The organism is Clostridium ljungdahlii DSM 13528 (genome assembly GCF_000143685.1).
GTDB lineage: Bacteria > Bacillota > Clostridia > Clostridiales > Clostridiaceae > Clostridium_B > Clostridium_B ljungdahlii.
In genome coordinates this window covers 3,331,889-3,356,165 of record NC_014328.1, presented here as the reverse complement: position 1 = coordinate 3,356,165, position 24,277 = coordinate 3,331,889, and the positions used below count along the sequence as shown (strand labels likewise).

18 protein-coding genes are annotated in these 24,277 nt (G+C 33.4%); 13 read left to right on the top strand and 5 right to left on the bottom strand.

Annotated elements, in window-relative coordinates:
* Positions 1 to 68: 68 nt before the first annotated feature.
* The 4 genes from CLJU_RS14965 (at position 69) to CLJU_RS14950 (ending at position 6,339) form a co-directional block, all read left to right on the top strand.
* A complete protein-coding gene (locus CLJU_RS14965; protein ID WP_013239672.1) occupies positions 69 to 740 on the top strand; it encodes a phage tail protein in 672 nt (223 codons plus the stop codon).
* A gap of 29 nt (positions 741 to 769) precedes the next feature.
* On the top strand, positions 770 to 1,069 hold the full coding sequence (locus CLJU_RS14960) for a DUF6916 family protein (protein WP_013239671.1): 300 nt from the start codon (positions 770 to 772) through the stop codon (positions 1,067 to 1,069).
* A 143-nt stretch (positions 1,070 to 1,212) separates the two neighbouring features.
* Entirely contained in the window at positions 1,213 to 4,587 is a 3,375-nt protein-coding gene (locus CLJU_RS14955) for a lamin tail domain-containing protein (RefSeq protein WP_013239670.1), read from the top strand.
* A 276-nt stretch (positions 4,588 to 4,863) separates the two neighbouring features.
* Positions 4,864 to 6,339, top strand: a complete 1,476-nt coding sequence (locus CLJU_RS14950; RefSeq protein WP_013239669.1) for a cell wall-binding repeat-containing protein — start codon at positions 4,864 to 4,866, stop codon at positions 6,337 to 6,339.
* A gap of 39 nt (positions 6,340 to 6,378) precedes the next feature.
* Here the strand turns inward: CLJU_RS14950 and CLJU_RS23385 are convergent, their stop codons facing one another.
* Positions 6,379 to 6,633, bottom strand: coding sequence for a DUF4130 domain-containing protein (locus tag CLJU_RS23385; protein WP_242825682.1), 255 nt, complete (start codon positions 6,631 to 6,633; stop codon positions 6,379 to 6,381).
* A gap of 20 nt (positions 6,634 to 6,653) precedes the next feature.
* On the opposite strand from CLJU_RS23385, the gene CLJU_RS14945 reads away from it, so the two are divergent.
* A complete protein-coding gene (locus CLJU_RS14945) occupies positions 6,654 to 7,706 on the top strand; it encodes a methylcobamide--CoM methyltransferase (RefSeq protein ID WP_041705162.1) in 1,053 nt (350 codons plus the stop codon).
* 95 nt (positions 7,707 to 7,801) lie between these two features.
* Positions 7,802 to 8,017: a hypothetical protein gene (locus tag CLJU_RS14940; RefSeq protein ID WP_035787820.1), complete on the top strand. Its 216-nt coding sequence runs from the start codon at positions 7,802 to 7,804 to the stop codon at positions 8,015 to 8,017.
* A 36-nt stretch (positions 8,018 to 8,053) separates the two neighbouring features.
* Here CLJU_RS14940 and CLJU_RS14935 read toward each other — a convergent pair whose 3' ends face one another.
* Both CLJU_RS14935 and CLJU_RS14930 read right to left on the bottom strand, forming a co-directional pair.
* A complete protein-coding gene (locus tag CLJU_RS14935; protein ID WP_013239666.1) occupies positions 8,054 to 8,788 on the bottom strand; it encodes a TIGR03915 family putative DNA repair protein in 735 nt (244 codons plus the stop codon).
* Positions 8,789 to 8,799: 11 nt separating this feature from the next.
* Entirely contained in the window at positions 8,800 to 10,137 is a 1,338-nt protein-coding gene (locus tag CLJU_RS14930) for a putative DNA modification/repair radical SAM protein (RefSeq protein ID WP_013239665.1), read from the bottom strand.
* Between the two features lie 292 nt (positions 10,138 to 10,429).
* On the opposite strand from CLJU_RS14930, the gene CLJU_RS14925 reads away from it, so the two are divergent.
* The 5 genes from CLJU_RS14925 to CLJU_RS14905 are packed head-to-tail and all read left to right on the top strand — an operon-like array spanning position 10,430 to position 17,597.
* The gene (locus tag CLJU_RS14925; RefSeq protein WP_013239664.1) at positions 10,430 to 12,562 is read left to right on the top strand and encodes an FAD-dependent oxidoreductase; all 2,133 of its coding nucleotides are present in this window, start codon (positions 10,430 to 10,432) and stop codon (positions 12,560 to 12,562) included.
* The gene (locus CLJU_RS23295; RefSeq protein ID WP_013239663.1) at positions 12,552 to 15,332 is read left to right on the top strand and encodes an FAD-binding protein; all 2,781 of its coding nucleotides are present in this window, start codon (positions 12,552 to 12,554) and stop codon (positions 15,330 to 15,332) included. The genes CLJU_RS14925 and CLJU_RS23295 overlap by 11 nt, the downstream gene beginning before the upstream one ends.
* 17 nt (positions 15,333 to 15,349) lie before the next feature.
* Positions 15,350 to 16,138, top strand: a complete 789-nt coding sequence (locus CLJU_RS22065; protein WP_013239662.1) for a DAPG hydrolase family protein — start codon at positions 15,350 to 15,352, stop codon at positions 16,136 to 16,138.
* Between the two features lie 3 nt (positions 16,139 to 16,141).
* Positions 16,142 to 16,660 carry a DUF1097 domain-containing protein gene (locus CLJU_RS22060; protein WP_013239661.1) on the top strand — a complete coding sequence of 173 codons (519 nt, stop codon included), beginning with the start codon at positions 16,142 to 16,144 and terminating at the stop codon, positions 16,658 to 16,660.
* The gene (locus CLJU_RS14905; protein ID WP_013239660.1) at positions 16,653 to 17,597 is read left to right on the top strand and encodes a flavodoxin family protein; all 945 of its coding nucleotides are present in this window, start codon (positions 16,653 to 16,655) and stop codon (positions 17,595 to 17,597) included. Before CLJU_RS22060 ends, CLJU_RS14905 begins: the two co-directional genes overlap by 8 nt.
* A gap of 136 nt (positions 17,598 to 17,733) precedes the next feature.
* On the opposite strand, the gene CLJU_RS14900 is transcribed toward CLJU_RS14905, so the two are convergent.
* Together CLJU_RS14900 and CLJU_RS14895 are read right to left on the bottom strand one after the other, a co-directional pair.
* Positions 17,734 to 19,011 (bottom strand): PucR family transcriptional regulator, encoded by a 1,278-nt coding sequence (locus CLJU_RS14900; RefSeq protein WP_029169995.1) that lies wholly within the window; start codon positions 19,009 to 19,011, stop codon positions 17,734 to 17,736.
* A 262-nt stretch (positions 19,012 to 19,273) separates the two neighbouring features.
* The gene (locus tag CLJU_RS14895) at positions 19,274 to 19,996 is read right to left on the bottom strand and encodes an alpha/beta hydrolase (protein WP_013239658.1); all 723 of its coding nucleotides are present in this window, start codon (positions 19,994 to 19,996) and stop codon (positions 19,274 to 19,276) included.
* 632 nt (positions 19,997 to 20,628) lie between these two features.
* On the opposite strand from CLJU_RS14895, the gene CLJU_RS14890 reads away from it, so the two are divergent.
* Positions 20,629 to 21,726 (top strand): hypothetical protein, encoded by a 1,098-nt coding sequence (locus tag CLJU_RS14890; RefSeq protein WP_013239657.1) that lies wholly within the window; start codon positions 20,629 to 20,631, stop codon positions 21,724 to 21,726.
* A gap of 468 nt (positions 21,727 to 22,194) precedes the next feature.
* The gene (locus CLJU_RS14885; RefSeq protein ID WP_013239656.1) at positions 22,195 to 24,261 is read left to right on the top strand and encodes an ATP-dependent nuclease; all 2,067 of its coding nucleotides are present in this window, start codon (positions 22,195 to 22,197) and stop codon (positions 24,259 to 24,261) included.
* Positions 24,262 to 24,277 lie beyond the last annotated feature (16 nt).

The window sequence follows — 24,277 nt, the reverse complement described above, 5'->3', positions numbered from 1 at the left end:
GGTAATCAGGTGTATTTAATTATGCCTTTGATTATAGATAATAAATAAAATGGAAGGAGATTAACAAAATGGATGAAGCTTATATAGGATCAATTGTATTATTTGCAGGCACTTTTGCACCACAAGGGTGGGCTTTTTGTTGGGGGCAGATGCTCCAAATCAGTCAGTATACGGCACTATATTCGATACTAGGTACTAATTATGGAGGAAATGGGTCAAGTACCTTTGCACTGCCGGATCTTCGTGGTGCTGTACCTATTGGTTGTGGTACTCCAACAATTTATGGAAGGATAACTTCTACATTGGGACAATATGGAGGGTTGTCTGCAGTCAAATTAACAACTGATAATTTGCCGCCTCATAACCATACTTTTACTGCACAGACACAAGGAATGAACTTGAGTACAGCGGCTGGAACTGGGACTTACACTATTCCGGCAAGTCCTAATACAGCAACTGTTACTACACCAACTGATAAAACCTATCTTGCGTTGACACAAGATCCAACTAGTGGTAATAGTACACCTATATATAAGGAGCCTGCTTCTGGCGATAGAGATAATGTGCAAATGCCAGGAGGTACAATAAATATACCATCCGCTGCAGTAACAGGTACATTAGGTACTATCGGTGGGACTACTGCTGCAACAGGTGCTGGACAGTCTATTAACACGATGTCTCCATATGTTGCTATGAATTACATTATTGCCCTTCAGGGCTTGTATCCTTCAAGAGATTAATAATGTTGATAGCGAGGAGAGAGATTATAATGTTGGGCGCCTTTACAAATAAGACTTTTAGTGTAGGTGATATTTTCAAGGTTTCTGATGACGAAGAAAATTTTTTTGAAATTGTTCTAGTGAAGGTTTCAGAGGGAAAATATAAGATGTCTAATGCTAAAAGAGATCCATTTACCCTTATTTTTAAAAGAAAGAAAGATATATTTATAAATCAAGGCACATATAAGATAGAGCAAGAGAAAGTTGGTATTTTTCATATATTTATGACTCCAATGCTTCCACTTGATGGGGATCAAGAAGCGTACTATTATCAGGCTTGCTTTTCTTGATGCGAAATCTAATTGAGCTAAGTGCAAGTGTCTTATAACAGATAGGATATACAGACGGATTTTGTACGTCCTGAGGTTTCGACGATTAAGGGTAATTTCAATATGGAAACTATAAGTAGATTTAGTAAAGGAGAGTAGAAATTTTGAATGTATTTAAGAAAAGATTAATTTCATTAATACAGGTCATATGTATGTTAGTAGGAATCATGTGGGGCGTGCCTTTTAGTAGAGGAAATAAAGTGTATGCAGCTTTGGCAAATCATGTTGTGATTAGCCAAATTTATGCTGGAGGAGGTTTGGATGTAGGTAATCCAACCTATAATCGTAAATTTGTAGAATTATATAATCCTACAAATTCCAGTGTAGATTTATCTACCTGGTCCCTCCAATGTCAGGAGAATAAATCTATTAATAGTGTTAAAATAAACCTTACTGGTACTATTCAAGCACATGGATATTATTTAATTGTGTCAGCGATTGCTGGGAGTGTTGGTCAAGATATACCTGTAGGAGAAGATGTGTTATATAATTTTAAAATAAATACATCTCAGCAAAAAGTTATTCTTGCTAATACACAAGATGCTTTAACATTTACTGATATAACTGGAAGTCCAAGAAGTGCGAATATTATTGATGCAGTAGGGTATGGGATTGGTAAGTACTCTTATTCAGAAGGAAATAGTGCTCCGACGCAATCTGTTACTCAGAGTCTTTTACGTAAGGCAAATGATGGCAGTACGCCATATATCGGTAGTGGCAATGGAAATGGGTGGGATACAGATGATAATGCAAGTGATTTTGTTGTATGTAACACCCCATTTCCAAGGAATTCATCGGTTGTAGAACCAGTTCCACCAGCAGCATTTACAGTAAACCAGCCAACAAGTGCAGATAATGGAGTAAATGATGATGGAAAGAGCAGTGTAACAGTAAACTGGACAGATTCAGCAACAACCACAGTAGACCACTATGAAATAGTAGCAAAGGAAGGATTAGCACCAGAAGTTAGTGATATAGTGCCAGGAGAGACAAGCATAGCAAATAGAATACAGACAGCTACCTTTGACTGGACAGCAGGAGAAAACTTATATGTAGGAGTGGTGGCAGTAGATATAAATGGGTTAAGGACATTGTGCACTGGTACACCAGCAAATGTGACAGTAGCAGCAGATGGACATACAGCATCAAATGTAGCAACAGTAACATCAGGAAGCTATACAGTAAGTGCAGGAGGCACAGCAAATGAAACAATAACAAATGTACCATATGGGACGACAAAATCAGATTTTGTAGCAGCACTGACTAAGGGAGAATCCCATGAGAGCTTTGATGAAACAGGATTGCATGATCCAGTAGTAAGCGGAGACAAGATAGTAGTGACGGCAGAAGATGGAACAACAAAGGTGACGTATACAATTACAGTAAAACCAGCACCAAAGAGTACGATAGCAACGGTAACATCAGGAAGCTATACGGTAAGTGCAGGAGGCACATCAAATGAAACAATAACAAATGTACCATATGGGACGACAAAATCAGATTTTGTAGCAGCACTGACTAAGGGAGAATCCCATGAGAGCTTTGATGAAACAGGATTGCATGATCCAGTAGTAAGCGGAGACAAGATAGTGGTAACAGCAGAAGATGGAACAACAAAGGTGACGTATACAATTACAGTGAATGCTGCACCAAAGAGCACGGTAGCAACGGTAACATCAGGGAGCTATACGGTAAGTGCAGGAGGCACAGCAAATGAAACAATAACAAATGTACCATATGGTACATCAAAAATAGCATTTCAATCGGCATTGACAAAAGGAAATGCAAGCCAGACTTGGGATGTATCAGAGTTATCAGATCCAGTAGTAAGTGGAGACAAGATAGTAGTGACGGCAGAAGATGGAACAACAAAGGTGACGTATACAATTACAGTAAAACCAGCACCAAAGAGTACGATAGCAACGGTAACATCAGGAAGCTATACGGTAAGTGCAGGAGGCACATCAAATGAAACAATAACAAATGTACCATATGGGACGACAAAATCAGATTTTGTAGCAGCACTGACTAAGGGAGAATCCCATGAGAGCTTTGATGAAACAGGATTGCATGATCCAGTAGTAAGCGGAGACAAGATAGTGGTAACAGCAGAAGATGGAACAACAAAGGTGACGTATACAATTACAGTAAAACCAGCACCAAAGAGCACGGTAGCAACGGTAACATCAGGAAGCTATACGGTAAGTGCAGGAGGCACATCAAATGAAACAATAACAAATGTACCATATGGTACATCAAAAATAGCATTTCAATCGGAATTGACAAAAGGAAATGCAAGCCAGACTTGGGATGTATCAGAGCTATCAGATCCAGTAGCAAGTGGAGATAAGATAGTGGTAACAGCAGAGGATGGAACAACGAAGGTGACGTATACAATTACAGTGAATGCTGCACCAAAGAGTACGATAGCAACGGTAACATCAGGGAGCTATACAGTGAGTGCAGGAGGCACATCAAATGAAACAATAACAAATGTACCATATGGGACGACAAAATCAGATTTTGTAGCAGCACTGACTAAGGGAGAATCCCATGAGAGCTTTGATGAAACAGGATTGCATGATCCAGTAGTAAGCGGAGACAAGATAGTAGTGACGGCAGAGGATGGAACAACAAAGGTGACGTATACAATTACAGTAAAACCAGCACCAAAGAGTACGATAGCAACGGTAACATCAGGAAGCTATACGGTAAGTGCAGGAGGCACATCAAATGAAACAATAACAAATGTACCATATGGGACGACAAAATCAGATTTTGTAGCAGCACTGACTAAGGGAGAATCCCATGAGAGCTTTGATGAAACAGGATTGCATGATCCAGTAGTAAGCGGAGACAAGATAGTAGTGACGGCAGAGGATGGAACAACAAAGGTGACGTATACAGTAACAGTAAATTCACCAATAGTACCAGCAGCATTTACAGTAAACCAGCCAACAAGTGCAGATAATGGAGTAAATGATGATGGAAAGAGCAGTGTAACAGTAAGCTGGACAGATTCAGGGACAGTCACAGTAGATCACTATGAAATAGTAGCAAAGGCAGGATCAGCACCAGGAATTAGTGATACAGTGGCAGGAAAAACAAGTATAGCAAAAGGAATACAGACAGCTACCTTTGACTGGACAGCAGGAGAAAACTTATATGTAGGTGTGGTAGCAGTAGATGTAAATGGGTTAAAGACACTTTGCAGTGGAACGACAGCAAATGTAACAGTAACAGCAGACGGACACACACCGACGCCACCTGAAATAATCTCAAAAGGTACTGTTATAGATCCAGAAACAGGTAAGGAAGTCGAAAGTATAGAAACAAAGGTAACAAAAGAAGTTGATGGAACTGAAACTGTGTCAGTGAAATCACAGGAAGCTATAGTGTTAAGAACTCCAGATGGTAAAGTAAATCCAGTAATAAATATCTCGAAACTAGGATTTTCATCAGAAGGAACTTCAATTTAATCAGATGGAACCATTAAAATTGAAAATTTAGCAAAGGGTACGGAATCAAAAATTAATGTAACTTTTGATTTAGGTTTTGGTCAGAAAATTATTATCGGAACTATTGATGTTAAGGTTTCTGAAAATGGGGATGTAAGCTTAAACAGTACATTAATTGATCCTTATGGTATAATAACAGATGCATCAAATGGAAAGGCAATTAATGGAGCTAATGTAATACTTTATTATGCAAACACTCCAAGAAATATAGCTTCAGGTAGGAAACCAGATACTGTAGTGCAACTTCCAGCTATAAATGGTTTTAAACCTAACAATAATGAAAACCCACAAGTAAGTGATGCTGCTGGAGCTTATGGATTTATGGTATTCCCTAATACGGATTATTATATAGTAGCATCCAAAGATGGCTATGATAAATACACAAGCCCTACTATTTCTGTGGAAAAGGAAATTGTAAAGCATGATTTTAAAATGAATAAATCAGTGCCACCAGTACAAAATTCAACAATAAATCCAATTACAGCAGAGTTTGATAAAAATACTTCCAAACAAGCAGATGTAAGCACAACAATGACTTTAAATGGCAACACTTTAGTAAGTGTTGTAAACCTAAGCAAAACTTTAGTAAATGGAACAGACTATGAAGTAAAAGATAATGCAGTAACAATTAAGAAAAATTACTTGTCACAACAAAGTATAGGAACAACTACATTAACTTTTAATTTTAGTGCAGGAAATGCTCAGACTTTGGTAATTACAGTAAAGGACACAACATCATCCTCCAGTGGAGGATCAAGTGGTGGCAGTGGAACAGCACCATCACCTGCAAAAGCGATATTAGAAAGAATATATGGACAAGATAAAGTAAGTACAGCTATTGCTATTGCAAAAGCGACATATAAGGATAAGGTTTCAAAGGTCATTTTTGCATCTTCAGACAATTATCCAGATGCACTAGCGGGAAGTGTATTAGCCTACAAGGAAAAAGCACCAATACTGTTAGTAGGAAAAAATGTTGAAGATCAAGAAAAAGTAATAGCTTATATGAAGGAAAATATGAATCCCACAGGAAATGTATATGTTCTTGGAGGAATAGGTTCAGTAAGCAAGGATATGGAAGCTAAAATAAATGCAGCTGGTTTTAGTAATATCACCAGAATAGGTGGAGCAGACAGATATGAAACGGCAGCAAAAATTGCTGATACAGTAGGAGTTAAAGAAGGAACACCAGTAATTATTGTATCAGGAGACAATTATCCAGATGCAATATCAGTAAGTAGTACTGCAGCAGTAAATCAATACCCAATATTTATGGTAAGTAAAGATAAAAATCCAGATGTAGTTAAGAAGGAAATTTCAACTATAAAGCCAAGTAAAGTCTATGTAATAGGCTTACAAGGAGCCGTAAGTGTAGGAGTTGAAGATCAGTTTAAAGCTTCAGTAGGCAAAACAAATGTAGTAAGAATAGGTGGACAGGATAGATATGAAACTTCTCTTAATGTAGCAAAATACTTTAATACATCAGTGGAAAAGGTATCTGTAGCGTCAGGAGAAAACTTCCCAGATGCGTTAGCAGGCAGCAGTTATGCAGCAAATAATAAATCACCTGTAATACTTGTGGCAAGTAGTCTTACAGAAGAACAAAAAGAATATTTAGAAGATGCTAAATTAAAAAATGTTACGATTTTTGGTGGAACAAGAGCTGTAACTACTGAAGTTGAAAATGAAATTAAGGAGTTAATAAAAAAGTAATTTTATGATTAAGAGGAAGGTTTTAATATCTTCCTCTTATTATATTAAAAATTGATGAAAGTTAGAGATATAAACATATGAAGCATATTTAAATCTTACAAATCCATTGAAGTTATGAGTTTCAGAAGTAACTTTTCTAGTATACTTATCAACTAAAATTATAATATCATTATTTTTAGCTAAATTAATATTTGTACCATATATTAAAGTCTTATAGAAAGAGTTTGACCTATTGGTATTTAATATGGTTATAGAAAAATTATTATTGTAATGATAGAATTCAACTAAAGACATAAAGTAGGGAGTTGATCTTGTTGATTAAAGAAGAAATGACACCAAAAGAAAGAGTACAAGCTTTTTCTAAAGGAGAAGAAATTGATAGAATAGTATGTGTACCTGATATGGGGGTTACCATGACACCTTTTATTGGAGTTAAAGCTAGTGAATATTATCATTCACCACAACTTATGGCGGATCTAGAAATAGCTTTATTTAAAAGACTTCGTCACGATGGGGCAAGTATATCAACTAGTCTTAGAGGAGTTGCTGAAGCCATGGGAGCCAAAATAGGGTATCCTGATCATGGCATATCTTATCTAATAGAGCCAGCAATTAAATCTGTAGAGGAAATAGAATCTCTCAAAATTATTGATCCTTTAAAAGATGGTAATTTGCCAGTTTTAATTGAAGCTATAAAGCTCACTAAAAATGCACTTATGGATGAAGTAGATGTTGGGGCTGCTATGTCAGGGCCTTTTAGTGTTGCAGCTTCAGTAGTTGGAACAGAAAATTTGTTAAAATGGATAATTAAGTGTCCTGAAAAGGTTCATACTTTAATGGATATAATAGCAGAATGTAATAATAGATATATAGATGAAGTGTCTAAGTTAGGTGTATCTATTGGATTTGCAGATCCAGTTTCATCCACTAGTCTTATAAGTCCAAAACAATTTAGAGAGTTTTCATTACCTGCCCTTAAGAAAAATATTGATAGAATAAAAGAAAAGACAGGAAGTTCTCCTGCAATACATATTTGTGGCAAAAGCAAGGATATCTGGAAAGATGTTGTAAATGCAGGTGTTTCTAATTTTAGTATCGACGATTATGAAGATTTAGAAGAAGCTAAAGAAATAATGGGGGACAGAGTGGTTATTACAGGAAATGTTCCACCAGTGGATGTTATGTATGAAGGAACAAAAGAAGATATTTTCAACTCAGTTAAAGAATGTATTAGAAAAGGACATGATTCTAAAAAAGGATATGTTTTAAGCACAGGCTGCCAAATTCCAATGAACACTCCAATAGAAAAGGTTGAAATGTTTATGGAAGCTGGAAGAACCTATGGAAAATATCCTTTAAAATTGTAAATTAAGATAAGTAATTTAAGAGAAGAAAAGTCAGAAATCAGTAAACAGCATCAAGTAAATCAACATTAGAAGAAGTTTTAGGAGATGTTGATGACTTGATGAAATCCACAAAAATCATAAATGATGTTGTTTATGAGACAAAGTCATTGAGCTTAAAAATGAAAGAGGAGATAAAGAATGGAGGAAAACTAGTTAATAATATTACTGGTATAGTAAAAGACATTTCAGATTCATCAGGAAATGTTTTTAGTCTGATGACAAGACTGAATGATTCAACAAAAAGGATTGTAGATATAGTCTTCTTTATATGAATATAGACTTTGAATGTGTTGTGAAAATATACTTTATTATTTAAATTCCGTAAGATGATTCCAATATCTTCTTGGCATGCAGCGGCTGCGCAGCCTTAAATTTTTGCGTTCTTCTATGTTGACGGATTTATAAAAAGTTTTCCAAAGAGCTTCAAATTTGCCATCTGCTGAGTTTAAAATTTTAGCATCTTCCTTTTTAAATTCAGTTATGATAGCTGCCTTTTTGTTGTATATGATTGCCAGTTCTCTTTTTAAATCATGAATTATAAAATTCTGATCGGAAAATCTTTTTGTAAAATGATTGAGTATCAATGGTAAAATATTGTGATCAGGTTCTATAGGAGCATAAAAACTTAATGGTGCTATTTCTTTAAACCTTACAAATCCATTGAAGTTATGAGCTTCAGAAGTAACTTTTCTAGTATACTTGTCAACTAAAATTATAATATCATTATTTTTAGCCAAATTAATATTTGTACCATATTTATAGCAAAGTTTAAGATACTTTAAAGCAATAGAACTGGAATCTGAAATTTCACAAAGATATAAGTAATAAATATTTGTTAAAACTTTTTTGTTAAGTTTTTTTATGATGCTCTTATAAACTCTATCAAATTTATCGTACTCAGTTGGAATATTTAAAATTTCATTGAGAAATGAAGGTATATAGTCTCTTGACTTTGTTATGATACAATTTTCTCTGCAGCTGTAGGCATAGAAAATAGCTGTAAGTAAACCTTCAAAAGTATCATCATATATATATTCTTTCAAGACAGAACCTCCTATAATTCACCAGTAATTGAGGTGGATTTATCATTTAACAAAAGCAGTTTATTATTCGATGAAATTTTAGGGATAGTTAAATTGTTCATATTATCAAAGAAACTTAGTTGTTTTCCCTTATCTATTGAATTTAAATCAACTTTAGGAGAAAGAGCTTTCTTAATGCGCATATCATCAAATTTCACAGCTCCATAATATCTGCCTTTGCAAGTAATAAAATATTGTGCCCTTTTTATTACTATGCCCAGTTTTTTTAGATCAAAAAAGTCTAGTGAACCAATTCTGCGGGCACTTATTATCTTATGTGCACCGCGTATACCAATTCCAGGAACCCTTATAAGAATGTTATAAGGAGCCTTATTTATTTCAACAGGAAATAGATGAATATTGTTTAAGGCATAGGTTGTTTTAGGATCAAAGTTGATATCAAAGTTAGGATTTTTTTCATTTAATAATTCTTCTGCTTTAAATCCATAAACCCTCAGCAGCCAATCACCTTGATACAATCTGTGTTCTCTTAAAGTAGGTGGAGTTTTAATATCTGGAAGATTGGGATTGCTATTAACAGGAACATATGCGGAATAGTAAATTCTTTTTAGATCAAATTTGTTATATAAATTTTCTGTTAAATTCAGTATATTTAAATCATTTTCTTTTGTAGCTCCCACAATAAGCTGGGTGCTTTGTCCTCCAGGCACGAATATAGATGAATTTTTATATTTTCTACGGTCATACTTATTTGCAATAATATTATTTTTAATATCTCCCATAGGTTTAAAAATATCGTGCTTATTTTTTTCAGGTGCCAATAATTTAAGCGATTTTGCTGATGGCAGTTCTATATTTACACTCATTCTGTCTACAAGGGAACCGGCCTTTTTTATAAGGTCTTTGTCAGCTCCGGGAATTGCTTTCATATGAATGTAACCCCTGAAGTTATATTCATTTCTTAGTTTATAAGCAACAGTTGTAAGCAGTTCCATGGTAAAGTCGGCATTTTTCACAATTGATGAACTTAAAAACAAGCCTTCTATATAATTGCGTCTGTAAAAGTTCATTGTCAAATCTACAATTTCATCGCAAGTAAAAAAAGCTCTTTCAATATCATTGGATTTTCTATTAATACAATAAGAACAATCATATATGCAGCAATTTGTTAGAAGTATCTTAAGCAGGGATACACATCGTCCATCTGGAGTAAAACTGTGGCATATACCGCTTACATCTGCTGAACCGAGACTGCCTTTTTTTGAATGTCTATTTGAGCCCGAAGATGAACAAGATACATCATATTTGGCTGCAGAAGATAAAATTCTTAACTTTTCACCTATTTCCATACTTCATCACCAATCTTTGCACTTTTATGAATTAATTATAACTCATTTTTCCTAAAAGAACAAGTGTTCGCAAAATGAAGCTAGATAATGTGTAAAGTAATCAAAAATTTATTTGTTTTACTGTTCTAATTTAAATTTAAGACAAATGTCTGAAATTTACCTATTTTTAAATCTAATTTTTCAATATTCAAAGGAAGTATTTATCAAAAAAACAATATATAATAATTGTTAAAGAAATAACAATTATTATATATTGTTTATAACTAATTAAAGATAAGGAAGGGGTAGAGAAGTGGTTAATATTATAATTGACGGAAAAGAAATTACAGTTCCTCAAGGTGTAAGCGTTTTAGAAGCAGCACTTCAAAATGGAATTTATATTCCACATTTGTGTCATCATCCGGATTTACCAGAACTTGAATCCTGCCGCTTATGCATAGTTGAAGTTCAAGGAAGGGAAGGAGTTTTTACTTCCTGTACACTTAAAGTAGAAGATGGACTAAATATTTGTACAAAAAGTGAAAAGATTGATCATTTAAGAAAGTTAGCAATGGAATTATTGCTTGCAGCTCATCCTGAAGATTGTTCAACTTGCCCCAAATATGGAAGATGTGAATTTCAGACATTGATACAATATATGGAAGTATCGGCAACAAGAATGAGGACAAGAGTAAAAGGATTTCAAAGCAATGAAAAAAATCCTCTCTTAATTCATGATATGAATCGATGTGTACTGTGTGGAAGATGTGTGCGTGCTTGTAATGATTTGAGGGGAGTAAAGGTTCTTCAATACAATAAGAAGGACATGGAAACATATGTAGGAACTCTTCAGGATAAACTATTAAAAGATTCTGATTGCTGTTTTTGTGGAGCATGCGCAGAGGTTTGTCCAACAGGAACTATTCGTGACATGTTAAATTATTCTCCAATTGAAAAACGTGATACTTTAATTCCATGTGAAGCTACTTGTCCTGTACGTACGAATATACCTAAGTATTTACGTTTTGCAAAAGAAGGTAAATTTGCCGAGGCTACAGCAGTAATACATGAAAAACTTCCTTTCCCAGAATGTTTAGGTCGTGTATGTGCACATTCATGTGAAAGCAAATGCAGGCGTGGTGAAGTTAATGAAGCTGTGTCTATTCGTGATATTAAAAGATTTGCTGCAGAACATGACAATAATAAATTATGGAAGAAAAACAGTAAGCATCTTCCATCAACAGGAAAAACAGTTTGCGTAGTTGGAGGTGGTCCAGCTGGACTCGCAGCAGCATTTTATTTGGCTAAGCAGGGACATGAAGTTGTTTTGAAAGAAGCATATCCAAGGCTTGGTGGGCAAATGCAGTATGGAATTCCATCTTATCGGTTGCCTCGTGAGATTGTAGACAAAGAAGCCAACTATGTAAAAGAAGTTGGGGTTAAAGTTGAATTAAATACTAGAGTAGAGAAACCTAAAGAATTATTGGAGAAATTTGATGTAGTACTTATGGCTATAGGAACCCATAATGGAGTACGTCTTCCTATGGAAGGGAATGAGCTCAATGGTATTACAGTTAATACAGAATTTTTGCGAAAGGCTTCAATGGGGGAAGATACTGGAATTGGAAAGCATGTTATTGTTCTTGGAGGTGGAAATGTTGCTTTTGATTGTGCAAGAACTGCTAAAAGGCTTGGGGCAGAAGAAGTTCATTTAGCATGTCTAGAAAAACGTGAAGTGATGTTAGCTGATGATGAGGAAATTTTACAGGCTGGTGAAGAAGGTATTTTTGTACATCCTGGACAAACTTTTGAGAGAATTGTTGGTGATGATAAAGTTACCGGTGCTGCTTTCTGCAATGTTAAGAACTTTTATTTTGATGAAAATCGTAAAGCCATCATTGAAAAGGAACCAAATTCAGAGCACATTATTAATGCAGATACTGTTATATTTGCAGTTGGACAGAGAACTGCAATTAATGAAGATGCAGGGTTAAAACTTGGGCGTGGAAATTCCATTGCAGTTGAAATTGGGAAAAGTGCTAAGACGAGTGTAGAAGGAATTTTTGCCTGTGGAGATGCAGTGTATGGAACTAAAACTGTAATTGAGGCAGTTGCATCAGGAAGAGCTGCTGCCAGTGAAATTGATCGTTTCCTTGGAGGAGATGGAGACATTTCAGAAGTGTTAGCACCTGAGGAACAAAAGCTTTCAAACATTGGAAGAATAGAAGGATTTGGGTATTTAAGGCGTGCAAAAGAAGACATTGTACAAGCAGATAAGCGAAAGAATAACTTTAATGATGTAAATAAAGGACTTTGTAATGATGATATTTGCAGTGAGGCAGGAAGATGCTTGCAGTGTGACCTTAGATTTGATATTACAAAGCATCGTGTTTGGAGCGATTATTCTATAAGCAATGAAGTGGAGGTGAACAAAAATGCTAACTAATAATACTGAGGCACTTATATTGGCAGAAAAGATTGGAAAAGAAGCTGCACTATCATGTTTACAGGGAATGTATGATTATGGCACAAGTCCTATGAAAGTTTTAGATATGATAAAGGAAAAACCTAATTGTAAAGTTATAGTTGGAGCACTAAACAATTCGGATACAGATGGAATGCTTAATATTTTGGCAAAAACAAATCCAGCTGGACTTGCAGCAGGTCTTTCAGTATTAGCAAAGGCATCAGGAGCAGAAGAGGCCCTATTAGAACTTCGTAATACGGATAATGAAGCTGAATTATTAGCCAGTGCAAAAACAGCAGGAGTAAAACTTAGAGTAGAAGTAGGTGAACTAGTTGATGTAAGGGCACATAAAGAGCATATTATTTTTAATTTAGAAACTTTAGCCGGAATTGCCGATAAAATTACGGGCACAGCACCAGGAATTATTATAGCAGTAGATGAAGATGTACCTAAGGAAGTTAAATTCGGTACAAAACTTGTGGATTTTTTAGACACAGCTAAGGTTAAATCGGTTATGATTAACCACCATTTTTATAGATTAGATGTATTAAATAATGGCATTATAAAGGAAAACTCCTATGGAAGTGGTGTTATTCATATAATTTACGAAAATGATTGCATAGTAGAAAAAACAAAAAAAGAACTAGAAAATCTTAGAAAGCAAAGCTGTGGAAAATGTACTTTTTGCCGTGAAGGATTATATCAGCTTGATGTTATATTTGATGACATGATAAAAGGCAGATCAGAGAAAGAGGATCTTGCTATGGTAGAAGAGTTAACAAGTGCAATGAAATTTTCATGTAATTGCTCATTAGGAAAATGCTCAGGAGAACCAGCAGCAAGTGCAATAACAGAATTTAAATTAGAAGTAGAGCAGCATATAAAGAAGAGGGGATGTCCTGCTGGCCAGTGTTTAGCCTTTACAAATATATACGTAGATCCTAGAAAATGCAAAGGTTGTGGAAAATGCTTGGAAGTTTGTCCAGAGGATTGTATTGAAGCAAAAAAGGGCTATATTTCCATGATTGACGAATTTGATTGCACTAAATGCGGCATATGTATAGATGAATGTCCCAATAATGCAATTGTTAAGGTAAATGGCAAAACCCCTAAACTTCCTACAAAACTAACAAGAGTAAAAGGAAGTAAAAATATAACAGAAGAGGACACAGAGAAGAAAAAACGGCACAATTTAAAAAGACACAGAACTAAGCTTGTTATTCCACTTAAAAAAGATAATAATAAAGCATCTGAGAAAATATCAGAGATTAAAAAGTCAAAGGAGGGTACTATTATGAAAAAGATGGAAACAGATATTATAATCGCAGCAGGAGGCCCAGCAGGACTGGCAGCAGCTATTACAGCTGGAGAGAACAATTTAAAATCTATTCTTTTTGAAAAATCTAGTACAACAGGTGGAGCAGCAAACATGGGTATGGGACCACTTGGAATAGATACTAAAATTCAGAAAGATAACTTTAACAATATAAGTGTAGCAGAAGCCCTTGACATGCATATGAAATATACTCATTATCGTGTAGATGAGGATTTAGTTCAGACATACTTTAATAAGAGTGCAGAAACAATTGAATGGTTACAGGATATGGGAGTAGAATTTGCAGGAGCATTTCGCTATTTTAAAGAATCAGCGGCAACTTGGCATATAGTTAAGCCGGAAAATGGAGTTATTGGACCACGTGCAGCTAGTGGAATGGCAAAAATAATGACAGAACGTGCAAAAGAACTTGGAACAAAAATCCTATTGGAAACACCAGTGGTTTCTTTAATAAAGGAAAATGGAAGAATATGTGGTGTTAAAGCACAAGATAGTGAAGGTAATATTATTGAAGTCAGGGCAAAAGCTGTTATTGTTGCAACTGGTGGTTTTGGCAATAACAAGAATATGATAAAATCTGAATTTGGTTTGACAATTGGAGAAGATTATTTCCCATTTATGGTTCCTGGAATAACAGGTGATGGCTTGAAAATGATGTGGGAAGCAGGTGCAATGAAATATGGAGAAAATATTGAGGCAATTTATCAGCTTCCTGATAATTTAAACTGGTTTTTACTAGATGCAGTGCTGCGTCAGCCAAATCTTTTAATTAATCAACTTGGTGATCGTTTTATGAATGAAGGAGATATGGGAAATACTACATTTACTGGAAATGCCATTGCAATGCAGCCGGGCAATTATGCTTACTGCATTATGGATGAAGGAATTTTAAAACATTATAAAAAGAATGGTCCAGATATTTTTGATATTGTTCATCCAGCAGATGCTTTCCTTGCAGTTGATGGAGAGATTGCTAAGGCAGTAGAACAAGGTTATGAATCATATTTTGAAGCACGAACAGTAGAAGAGCTTGCTAAAAAACTTAATATTGATGCTGAAAAGTTACAAGATACTATTGATGAATATAATGAAGCCTGTGAAACGGGAGTAGACACTAAATTCCATAAAAAACAGGCATATCTCCATCCTATCACTGGAAAGGGAAAATATTTAGTTGGAAAATTCTACCTTGGAGCTTATGGAACAATTGGTGGTGTTCGTATCAATAAATATTGTGAAGTTTTAGATGAAAGCTTTAATCCAATTGAGGGACTTTATAGCGCTGGTACTGATGCTAATACAATTTATGGAGACAGCTATAATTTTACTCTTCCTGGTAACAGCATGGGATTTGCAATTAATTCAGGACGTATGGCTGGAGAAAGTGCCGCAGAGTATATTGAAGAAGTATAAAGAAAGGGGAAAGATAGATGTCAAGTGTAATTACAGAGGAAGAGAAAAAATTACCTTATGCAAAATATTATTATATGCCGCTTGCTGAGATTCCACAGGAAAAGTTAGATATATGGAATGGTCCCGCAGCAGATAATAGAGGAGCTTTAGCTATAGAAAACCGTAACTTGTTTTTAGAGGAAGAGGTGCCTGGCTTTCAGGTTGGATACTGTGTAGCCCAAAATGGCACAGGTTATGTAGCTAATTCAACTTATATGGAAGGTGTTACACCTGAGATGTTTAGTTGGTGGTTTGGATGGCATTCAATAGGAAGTGATCTGCGTTATAAAATTTGGGATAAAGAGGATCATTATTATGCAAGAGCGGATAAACCTGAGTATGTAAAAGATCCTAAAGTACCTTGCAGCGAGAAAACTTGGGGAGTAAATCATAGTATTTTAGAGGACATTGGTACGGGACCAGATCCGCTGACACTTTGCTTTAAAAAACCAGGTGATTTAGGTTATGATATGAATAAAATTGGCACAAAAGGATGTGCTGCTATGGTATGTGCAGTAGGAGAGGGCAAGGCACCAGCTTTTATGACACATAAGTGTAGAAAAGTAGATGGTGGTATTATTCTTGAGTCAAGATTTTGGATGGGATATGGTCTTAATAAAGAAGGAAAAGTTGTTAAGTTAATTCCTGATGGAGCGGCTGTGCCGGATATAATGCCTAAAATGCTATTTGGACATAACATTAAAGAATTTTCTAATCTTACAGCAATTCTTCCCAAAGTATACTCAGAAGAAAAGGATAACTGGTAAGAGATGAAAAAATTAAAACGAGGGGTATTTATATTAGCTTTTTGTATTGCGCTATTTCCGCCAATTTGGGCAGTGCTTGCACCATATGTAGGTGTTACAACTGGTGCAGTTGCACTTATTTGTGCAGGTTTGTATGTAACAAATGGAAATAAAGCTTCAGATGCTGTTAAAATTTCTTTTGGCTTTTTAATGGGAGATTTTTGGGCAGCATTTGCACTCTTTATTATGAATTATTTGCCTTTTAATAAAGATATAAATTTATTTATAACGCTTTTTATTTTAGGTGGACTTGGAGTGATAATTTCAGCATTGTTAGAAAGGTGGGTTTTTTGTCCAGCACTGCTTTGTGGATGGGCAATTGGTCTTACTATACTTGCACCAGTAGGATATGGAAAGTTAGGAACACTGCCAGTTCAGATAGGTGCAGCTATGCTTGTTGGAGTATGGTATGTTGGTGTTATTGTAAACAAAATGCAGATAAAAATAGAAAATTTATTTAGGAGGAAAAGTAAGGATGAGTAAAAAAATATTAGGCATTACAGCAGGGCGTAAAAATAGCAACAGTGAAATTTTATTAAAGGAAGCATTATTAAGTTGTGAAAATCAAGGCGCAGATGTAACTATGATAAACCTTAGAGATTATAATATTATGGATTGTACAGGATGTACTTCATGTACCAAAGCTATGTCTGAAGGTAAATATATTGGATGTGTTTTAGATAAGAAGGATGACAAGAAAAAAATCAATGAGGTAATGTTAAATGCTGATGCAGTTATTTTTTCTTCTCCAACTTATGATCTTATAACATGTGCTACTTATTTAAGATTTATGACAAGAAATTTAAGTTGTGAGACATCGTTCTTAGAAACAATAGGGGCTATTGAACACAAAGCTAGAGTTAGTGCACTAATTGCAGTTGGCGGTTCCACACGTTCATGGCAATCTATGGCACTTGAAAGTATGCAAGCAACTATGTTTACCTGTGATTTCAAAGTCGTTGATATGCTTCTTGCAACAAGGGTTCCAGCACCTGCACAGTGTTTGCTTGATGATAAACTTATTGCGCGTGCAGCTAAAATTGGAGATAATATTATGAAAGCTGTAAATACTCCAGAAGAAAAAAGAACATGGCTTGGTGATGAAGATATGGGGTGGTGTCCAAATTGTCATTCAAATGCATTGGTTCTTGGAGAAAAGCAGTGGGATGGAACTCATTACCCAGTTGAATGTCAGGTATGTGGAGCCGGTGGAAATTTAGAAAAAACTGAAGATGGAAAGTGGAAATTTGTAATTGAGAGGGATGGTTTGTTAAAGGACAGAACAACTGTAGCTGGCCGTGCAAAACACTTAGAAGAAATCAAGGAAACACAAGGTGGATTTTTCAGTGATTCAGAAAAAAGAGCAGTTGTAAATAAAAAACTAGAGAAATATGAAAAAATACAATTTAAAACTATATAATTTTATATTGAATCAAAATTCCCAAGGTGCAGAGAAAATTTTATCTTGATCTATTCTTAGAGCGAAGTAACAGTGATAAAGGAACAATTTAGATTTATTATCTTTGTTTAATGTTCCAAGGTACTCTTACTTCGCATTATTTATTTGTATCTGTTAAATTTAAGTAATCAAGAATATGAAGAGAAAGTTCATAATTATATAATCTTTCATAATTATTTAGTGACAAATGAAGCAATTCTGTGATTTTATTTAGACGATAAAAAAATGTACTTTTATGAATATGAAGTGCTTTTGAAGTTTTCACTGAATTGCGATTTTGCTCCAAATATGTACGCAAAGTTAAAAACAGTTCACTGTTGAATTTTTTATCATGTTCAAGTAAAAAAAGAATATCTGGATGAATTGCAGCAAATAAAAAGTGTCTATCAATACAATGCAGCAGAAGGGAGTCTGTTACTTCATTTTCATAATATATAATAGATTGATTGGACTTAGAAGCTTTTTCTACTACAGATGGAGTATTTAAAAGATTATATGCTTGATGATAGTATTGGCGAAGATTTAAAAGGTTAGTACAGCAATAACTTAAGGAGCCAATAAAATAATTGAAATGAAGAAAACTGTTGAGCTTAAATTTTTCTAATTGACTAAAGGGTTCATTTGAATTTTTGCTAATAAGTACAGTTAAATGCCTATTATAGTAGGCTACTAAATCTGCTGGAAAAATAACATGCAATTGATTTTGCAGATAGCTTGCTTTAGAAGAATTGTAATCCTTTTTATCAGTACTTGAAATTATTAAGAACCAGAAGTTAGATAAAAGAGGATGTCCTAATTGATTAAAGCGCTCCTTGAAGTATTCAGGGTTATCAATTGTCTTCTCTATTAAATCACTTAAGAGATATTCAGATTGAGCTTCATAGGTTCCATAATAAAAATCACATTTCTGCATCTCTAGGGATAAAATACCTGATAAAATATCTACGATTGCAATATCCAAATCAGTAAAATTTCTATTTGTGTCACGTACACAGATATAGCCAACCACTGATTTACGAATACGTATTGGACAGAAAATCATGTGGTAATTATAATATTTAGATTCAAAGAAAAATGCACTTTTTGCTTCAAAAATTTTCTCCATAAGTTTTTCTTTTTGCATGGTTTTTAAATTAGTTAATGGCAAGTAGAGGGTCCCATTTTTATCATCAAGCAATTCTATATATTCACTTTTAGGATAGTTTTCTATTATGGAATAAGTGGAATTACAAATGGTAATAGCATTTTTTAAATAATTATGAGCTAATTTCAATATTTCTTTTATACCATAATTGTTTAGAAGCGAATTATAAAGCACTTCTTTTACCTCATTAAGTTTAATATCATAATGAGATATATTTGATGTTTTATTCATCATTAATGCCTCCAATTTTATTTGTATTTGCATATTTTTATATATGAATATCATATTACAATCATATAATAAAAACTCTGCGAAGCAAAGCTTTTGAAAATAACAAGGTTCAAAGAACAAATAAAGATGATTTCTTTCGTACCTCAGGAAATCTATAATTTTAATATTCAAGACTTTTCGTTTAAATAAGGTTAGCCTATGATAGAATATAGATATAGGATGGTGAGAAAGCTATGGTGGAAGCCTATTCCATTCATTATACTTATATACGCATAAGCCATAACAGTGCTTTACTAAATCTTTTAGAAATTTCAGTAAAATGGCCACCATTATTCCATTCCATTATTATGTTTTCTGTAGATATAAGCTGTTTTGACAATATAGAAAATGTCTTTTGAGTACAATCTCCAACTCTAGCCATACGTTGATTTCTACTGCGTTCTTCACTTTTGCCAAGAGAAAGGTATACTTTTGCAGCAGTATTTATAGGAGAATTGGAACTCATGAATTCAATCCACCCATCATACCATAATGAACCAGACAAGCTTCCTACTTTTCCAAAGATTCCAAATAGGTAAAGGCTGTATAAAGTCGCAAGTCCACCTAGGGAATATCCAATTAGTACAGTGTTTTCAGGTTCAGTTTTTGTCCTGTAATGTGTATCTATAAAAGGCTTGATAACCTTAGTAAGGTTATTTAGATATTCATATGCACCTCCACTAAAGGCTTCTCTGTTTTTTGCTAAAGTAGGTGCAGGCCATGGAGAAAAATCATGATTCCAGTTTTTTGATTCAATACTTATAAGTATAAAACCACTGCAGTCTACATCAAAATGAGATTCTATAGAATTTATTATTTCTTCCGTATTATTATCTCCATTCATGTATACAACAGGATAATTAACATCAAGTATATTATAGTTAGGTGGAAGGTATAGTGAACAATGATGCTCGTTGATATTTAAATTTTGTATAGTTCCTTTCATATCCTCACCCCTTAGAATATTTAAATTGATAATTATTAATTTACAGCAAATTATGGAGAAGTACAAATTTTTTTGGCTTTATGAAGCAGCAAGGCAAGTATTTAAAGTGTGATTTGTATTGTTAAACAACGGTTTTAACTTAGAAATAAAATTAAAACAACAATGTCAAAAATACTCATGTGAATGGGAGTAAACCTCTATCTATACGAGAATATTGTTTCAAAAGATTAGGTATCAAACAATAGTTATATAATAAATGAGTTTTAAAATCACAAAGATGTTATATAGATTAAAGCTTTAGGCAGGAAAACTATTATTTAATGTTTACGTGGTTATTATACTAGGAGGTGTTACAAAAACCGAAAGTTTCTGATTCCTTAGAGGTTTAATTTTGGTGCTTATAGGTATATGTAAATTAGATTTGTTATTTTGTACATTATAACCATAATTTAGAGGAAATCTAGTTTTTTTGTAGAAATATATATAATAATTAAATTGTGGATATATTTGGAGTAGTGGATATGATGTAGATATGTGAGTGATAGGAAGTTGATATAGATATTAAATACTAGACTGTATTAAATTGTTGGATGTTTACGATTGTATGAAGTTGAATTAAATGAGGTGATACAATGTCAGATATGAAAGAAATTGTTAAAGGAGGTTTTTATTTAAATGAACAAAGTAAAAGACTTAATGGCCTAGCAGCATTATCATTAAAGATAGCATTGAAGTCATATTTTTCAACTTATCAAAGTATGAAATATTTTTTACATATGTTTAATTTAGATAAGATAAAAAAATATAATATAAGTGAAGATGTAATAAATGAATCTCATTCCGAAGAATACTGTGAGAAGAGTAGTGAATCTATAATTCATTTTCATCATTTCTTTGAGTTAGTTTGCAAAGATATTCTTAGAAGGGAACATCCATTGCTTGCTGTTGATGCTTCAAATAAGCATGAAATATTCTATAAACTGTTAAAAGGTGAAATGGTAACGGAACAAGATCAAGAAGGACTTAAATCTATAGAATTCAATGAAACACTAGAGCGCTTGTGTCAGCTAATAAAAAAAAGAAATATGGGTTCAGGATCACTTGATTTCTTCATCAGTTCAAAAAATTTTTTAAGAGAACTTAATGTTCTAAGAAATAGATTATTACATAGAGGAGTTTATATCTTAAGATATCCTGCATTTGACAATTTAGTAGGTAAGTTTGTACTTCCATTACTGAAAGATATATTAGCTCTTCCTCAATACAAAGGTTTAACAAACGTATGGAAATATAAAAGCCTAAATTGTGGTATAGATCCTATAAATGAGATAATAAGCGATTTTAAAAAAAGTAAATATGATATTACTAAAATTGCATTTTTGAAGGAACTTGGCAGGAGTGCTTATAATAATCAAATAATGCAAGCAAGAAATAATTTTTTAAATGATGAGAAAATTAAAGAGATTGAAAAAATGGCAAAAACGCAAATTGGTGAGCCTAATATTAGCTATATCACCCAATGTCCTGTATGTGGTTTAGATACATTAATTGTTTATGATGATATTGAAACAGATGATTATGATGAAAAAACAGGTACATATGCAAAAGCATGGCTATATACTTGGCAGGTAAGATGTATTAGTTGTACTTTTGAAATCGACCGCCATTTAAAGAACCCCAGTGAATATGGTTTCGACATTCCAGATTACTGGAATGGAAAAGAGTTATAGAAGTATACTCTTTCATAATGAAGTGTTATCGCATTATGAAAGAGTAATTTTATTTAAGATCAACCATTTCTGAAATTCTAATACTAAATATTTATAAAACCCCATAGCAAGAATTTATTAGAAGCATCTAAGACATGGAGCTATTGACATATCTTAGGTACAAGTTCTTGCACAAGTACTGTATATTAAGTATATTTACCAGTGAATTTCAAGAATTTAACCTATATATATTTAAGTTAATAATAAATGTAATTACTATAATTAAAAATGTCTTTATAAACTTGTATCTTTGCAGTTTACATAAATCTTTGATATAGGATTTCTTTTTAAGTTGTCCATGTTGAAATAAATATAAGATTATGTTGAATTAGTATTTGTTTGTAAGATAATGGATTTAATTAAAGACTTGTCAATCTAATATTTCTTAAATATGAAGTGATAAATTTGTTATTAATGGAGGGATGTTTTATGAATTTGAAAAAATTGAGATTGTGTAGATTTCGTTGTTTTGGTGATGATGAACAGGAAATTTACTTTAATAACTTAACTACGTTAATTGGCAATAATAGCTGCGGAAAAACAACAGTATTACAGGCTTTATTAAAATTATTTTCATATAATTCTAATGAACGAAATTTAATAAGAAGTGATTTTTTCTTACCAAAAGGTGTAAAGCCTGATGAAATGCAAAAACAAGATTTATATATCGAAGCAGTATTTGATTTTCCTGAATTAGATGATAAAAATATAGAAAATAAGGATTCTATTCCAATATTTTTTAGACATTTTATAGTTGAAGAGCCTAGTGGAAAGCCTTATTTACGAATAAGATTAGAAGCTTCGTGGGAAAAAGGAAACAATGTAGACGGCTCTATTGAAAGCAGGATAAGTTATATTGTATGTCCTGAAGAGGATCAAATTAAGGAAGAAGATAGAAAAATTGCAAATCGCCATGAACTGGATAAAATAAGGATGATTTATGTTCCAGCAGTTAGAGATCCATCGAAACAGCTTAGAAATGTGTCTGGTACTATGATGTATCAAATTATGAAGAGCATTAATTGGAAAGATGATACCAAAGAATCTGTTGATAAAAAAATAGAAGAATTGAATGAAGAATTTGAGAAAGAAACAGGAATTTCCATTTTAAAAGATTCAATTCGTACTCAATGGAAGAATTACGATTCGGATTATAGGTATTCAAATGCTGATATGAGATTTAATAATGTTGATATGGATTCCATGCTTAAAGGATCAGAAGTTGTTTTTTCACCTACAGTTACAGGAAGAAAATATTGTATTGATGAAATGGGTGATGGATTACGTTCTTTGTTTTATATATCATTGGTCAATAGTATGTTAGAAGTAGAAAGTGTAATTCGTAAGGAAATGAATTTGAAGAGCGAAAAACGTTCTTTTAATATTACACCTCCTGTACTCACGTTAGTTGCTGTGGAGGAACCAGAAAATCATATTGCACCGCATTTAATAGGAAAATTAAAAAATAAACTTAATGATATTGCAGAAAAAGAAGATGCCCAAACAATTATAACGTCACATTCTCCAGCAATTGTAAAGAGGATAGATCCTGAGGATATTAGATATCTTAGAATGTATCCTGATGATTTATCAACTAAGGTGAAAATAATACATTTTCCCTTAGAAGAAAAATATGAGGACAGATATAAATACATAAAAGAAGCAGTACAAGCTTATCCTGAAATTTATTTCGCAAGATTAGTTGTATTAGGAGAAGGAGATAGTGAAGAGATAGTGATACCAAAACTATTGGAATTAAGTAATGGAAATGTTGACAGTAGTGGAATATCAATTGTTCCATTAGGGGGACGTTTTGTTAATCATTTTTGGAGACTACTCAAAGATTTGGATATACCGTTTGTTACTTTACTTGATTTAGATCAAGAAAGATATGGTGGTGCCTGGGGAAGAATTAAGTATGTACTTCAGCAATTAATTGAAGTTGGCGAAAATAGAAAGAAATTATTAAAATGTAAAGATGGTATTTTATCAAAAGATGATTTTGAAGGTATGATTAATTGGACAGTTGAAAAAGATGATAAGTGTATGTTAAGTTGGATTGAACTTTTGGAGAATTATGATGTATTTTTCTCAGCTCCATTAGATATAGACTTTATGATGCTTGAATGTTTTGGTGATACTTATAAATCTATATTAGAAAATAATGAGGGACCTTATATAAAGGGTAAAGAGGATGGAAAAGGGAAAATTAGTTATATTGAAGAAAATGAAATTGATAGTGCTGAGTATAAAGAAAGAGTAGAACATGATGTACATTGTACCCTAAAGGAAAATGGTGGTGATGGACAATCTTATTCTAAAAAACAAAAAATGCTTATGGTATGGTACAATTATTTTTTCTTGAATAGAGGGAAACCAAGTACACATTATTTAGCCTTATCAAAAATAGATGATAAAGAACTAATGGATAATGCTCCAGATGTCTTAAAACGCATGATAAAAAGAATAGAAGAAAAATTAAATCCTACCATATAGGAAAGAAGGTTAATTC

Excerpts from the sequence above, each read along its gene's own strand:
- CLJU_RS14965 (WP_013239672.1), top strand. The coding sequence starts at position 69 with ATGGATGAAGCTTATATAGGATCAATTGTATTATTTGCAGGCACTTTT.
- CLJU_RS14960 (WP_013239671.1), top strand. The coding sequence starts at position 770 with ATGTTGGGCGCCTTTACAAATAAGACTTTTAGTGTAGGTGATATTTTC.
- CLJU_RS23385 (WP_242825682.1), bottom strand. The coding sequence starts at position 6,633 with ATGTCTTTAGTTGAATTCTATCATTACAATAATAATTTTTCTATAACC.
- CLJU_RS14930 (WP_013239665.1), bottom strand. The coding sequence starts at position 10,137 with ATGGAAATAGGTGAAAAGTTAAGAATTTTATCTTCTGCAGCCAAATAT.
- CLJU_RS23295 (WP_013239663.1), top strand. The coding sequence starts at position 12,552 with ATGCTAACTAATAATACTGAGGCACTTATATTGGCAGAAAAGATTGGA.
- CLJU_RS22065 (WP_013239662.1), top strand. The coding sequence starts at position 15,350 with ATGTCAAGTGTAATTACAGAGGAAGAGAAAAAATTACCTTATGCAAAA.
- CLJU_RS22060 (WP_013239661.1), top strand. The coding sequence starts at position 16,142 with ATGAAAAAATTAAAACGAGGGGTATTTATATTAGCTTTTTGTATTGCG.
- CLJU_RS14905 (WP_013239660.1), top strand. The coding sequence starts at position 16,653 with ATGAGTAAAAAAATATTAGGCATTACAGCAGGGCGTAAAAATAGCAAC.
- CLJU_RS14900 (WP_029169995.1), bottom strand. The coding sequence starts at position 19,011 with ATGAATAAAACATCAAATATATCTCATTATGATATTAAACTTAATGAG.
- CLJU_RS14895 (WP_013239658.1), bottom strand. The coding sequence starts at position 19,996 with ATGAAAGGAACTATACAAAATTTAAATATCAACGAGCATCATTGTTCA.
- CLJU_RS14890 (WP_013239657.1), top strand. The coding sequence starts at position 20,629 with ATGTCAGATATGAAAGAAATTGTTAAAGGAGGTTTTTATTTAAATGAA.
- CLJU_RS14885 (WP_013239656.1), top strand. The coding sequence starts at position 22,195 with ATGAATTTGAAAAAATTGAGATTGTGTAGATTTCGTTGTTTTGGTGAT.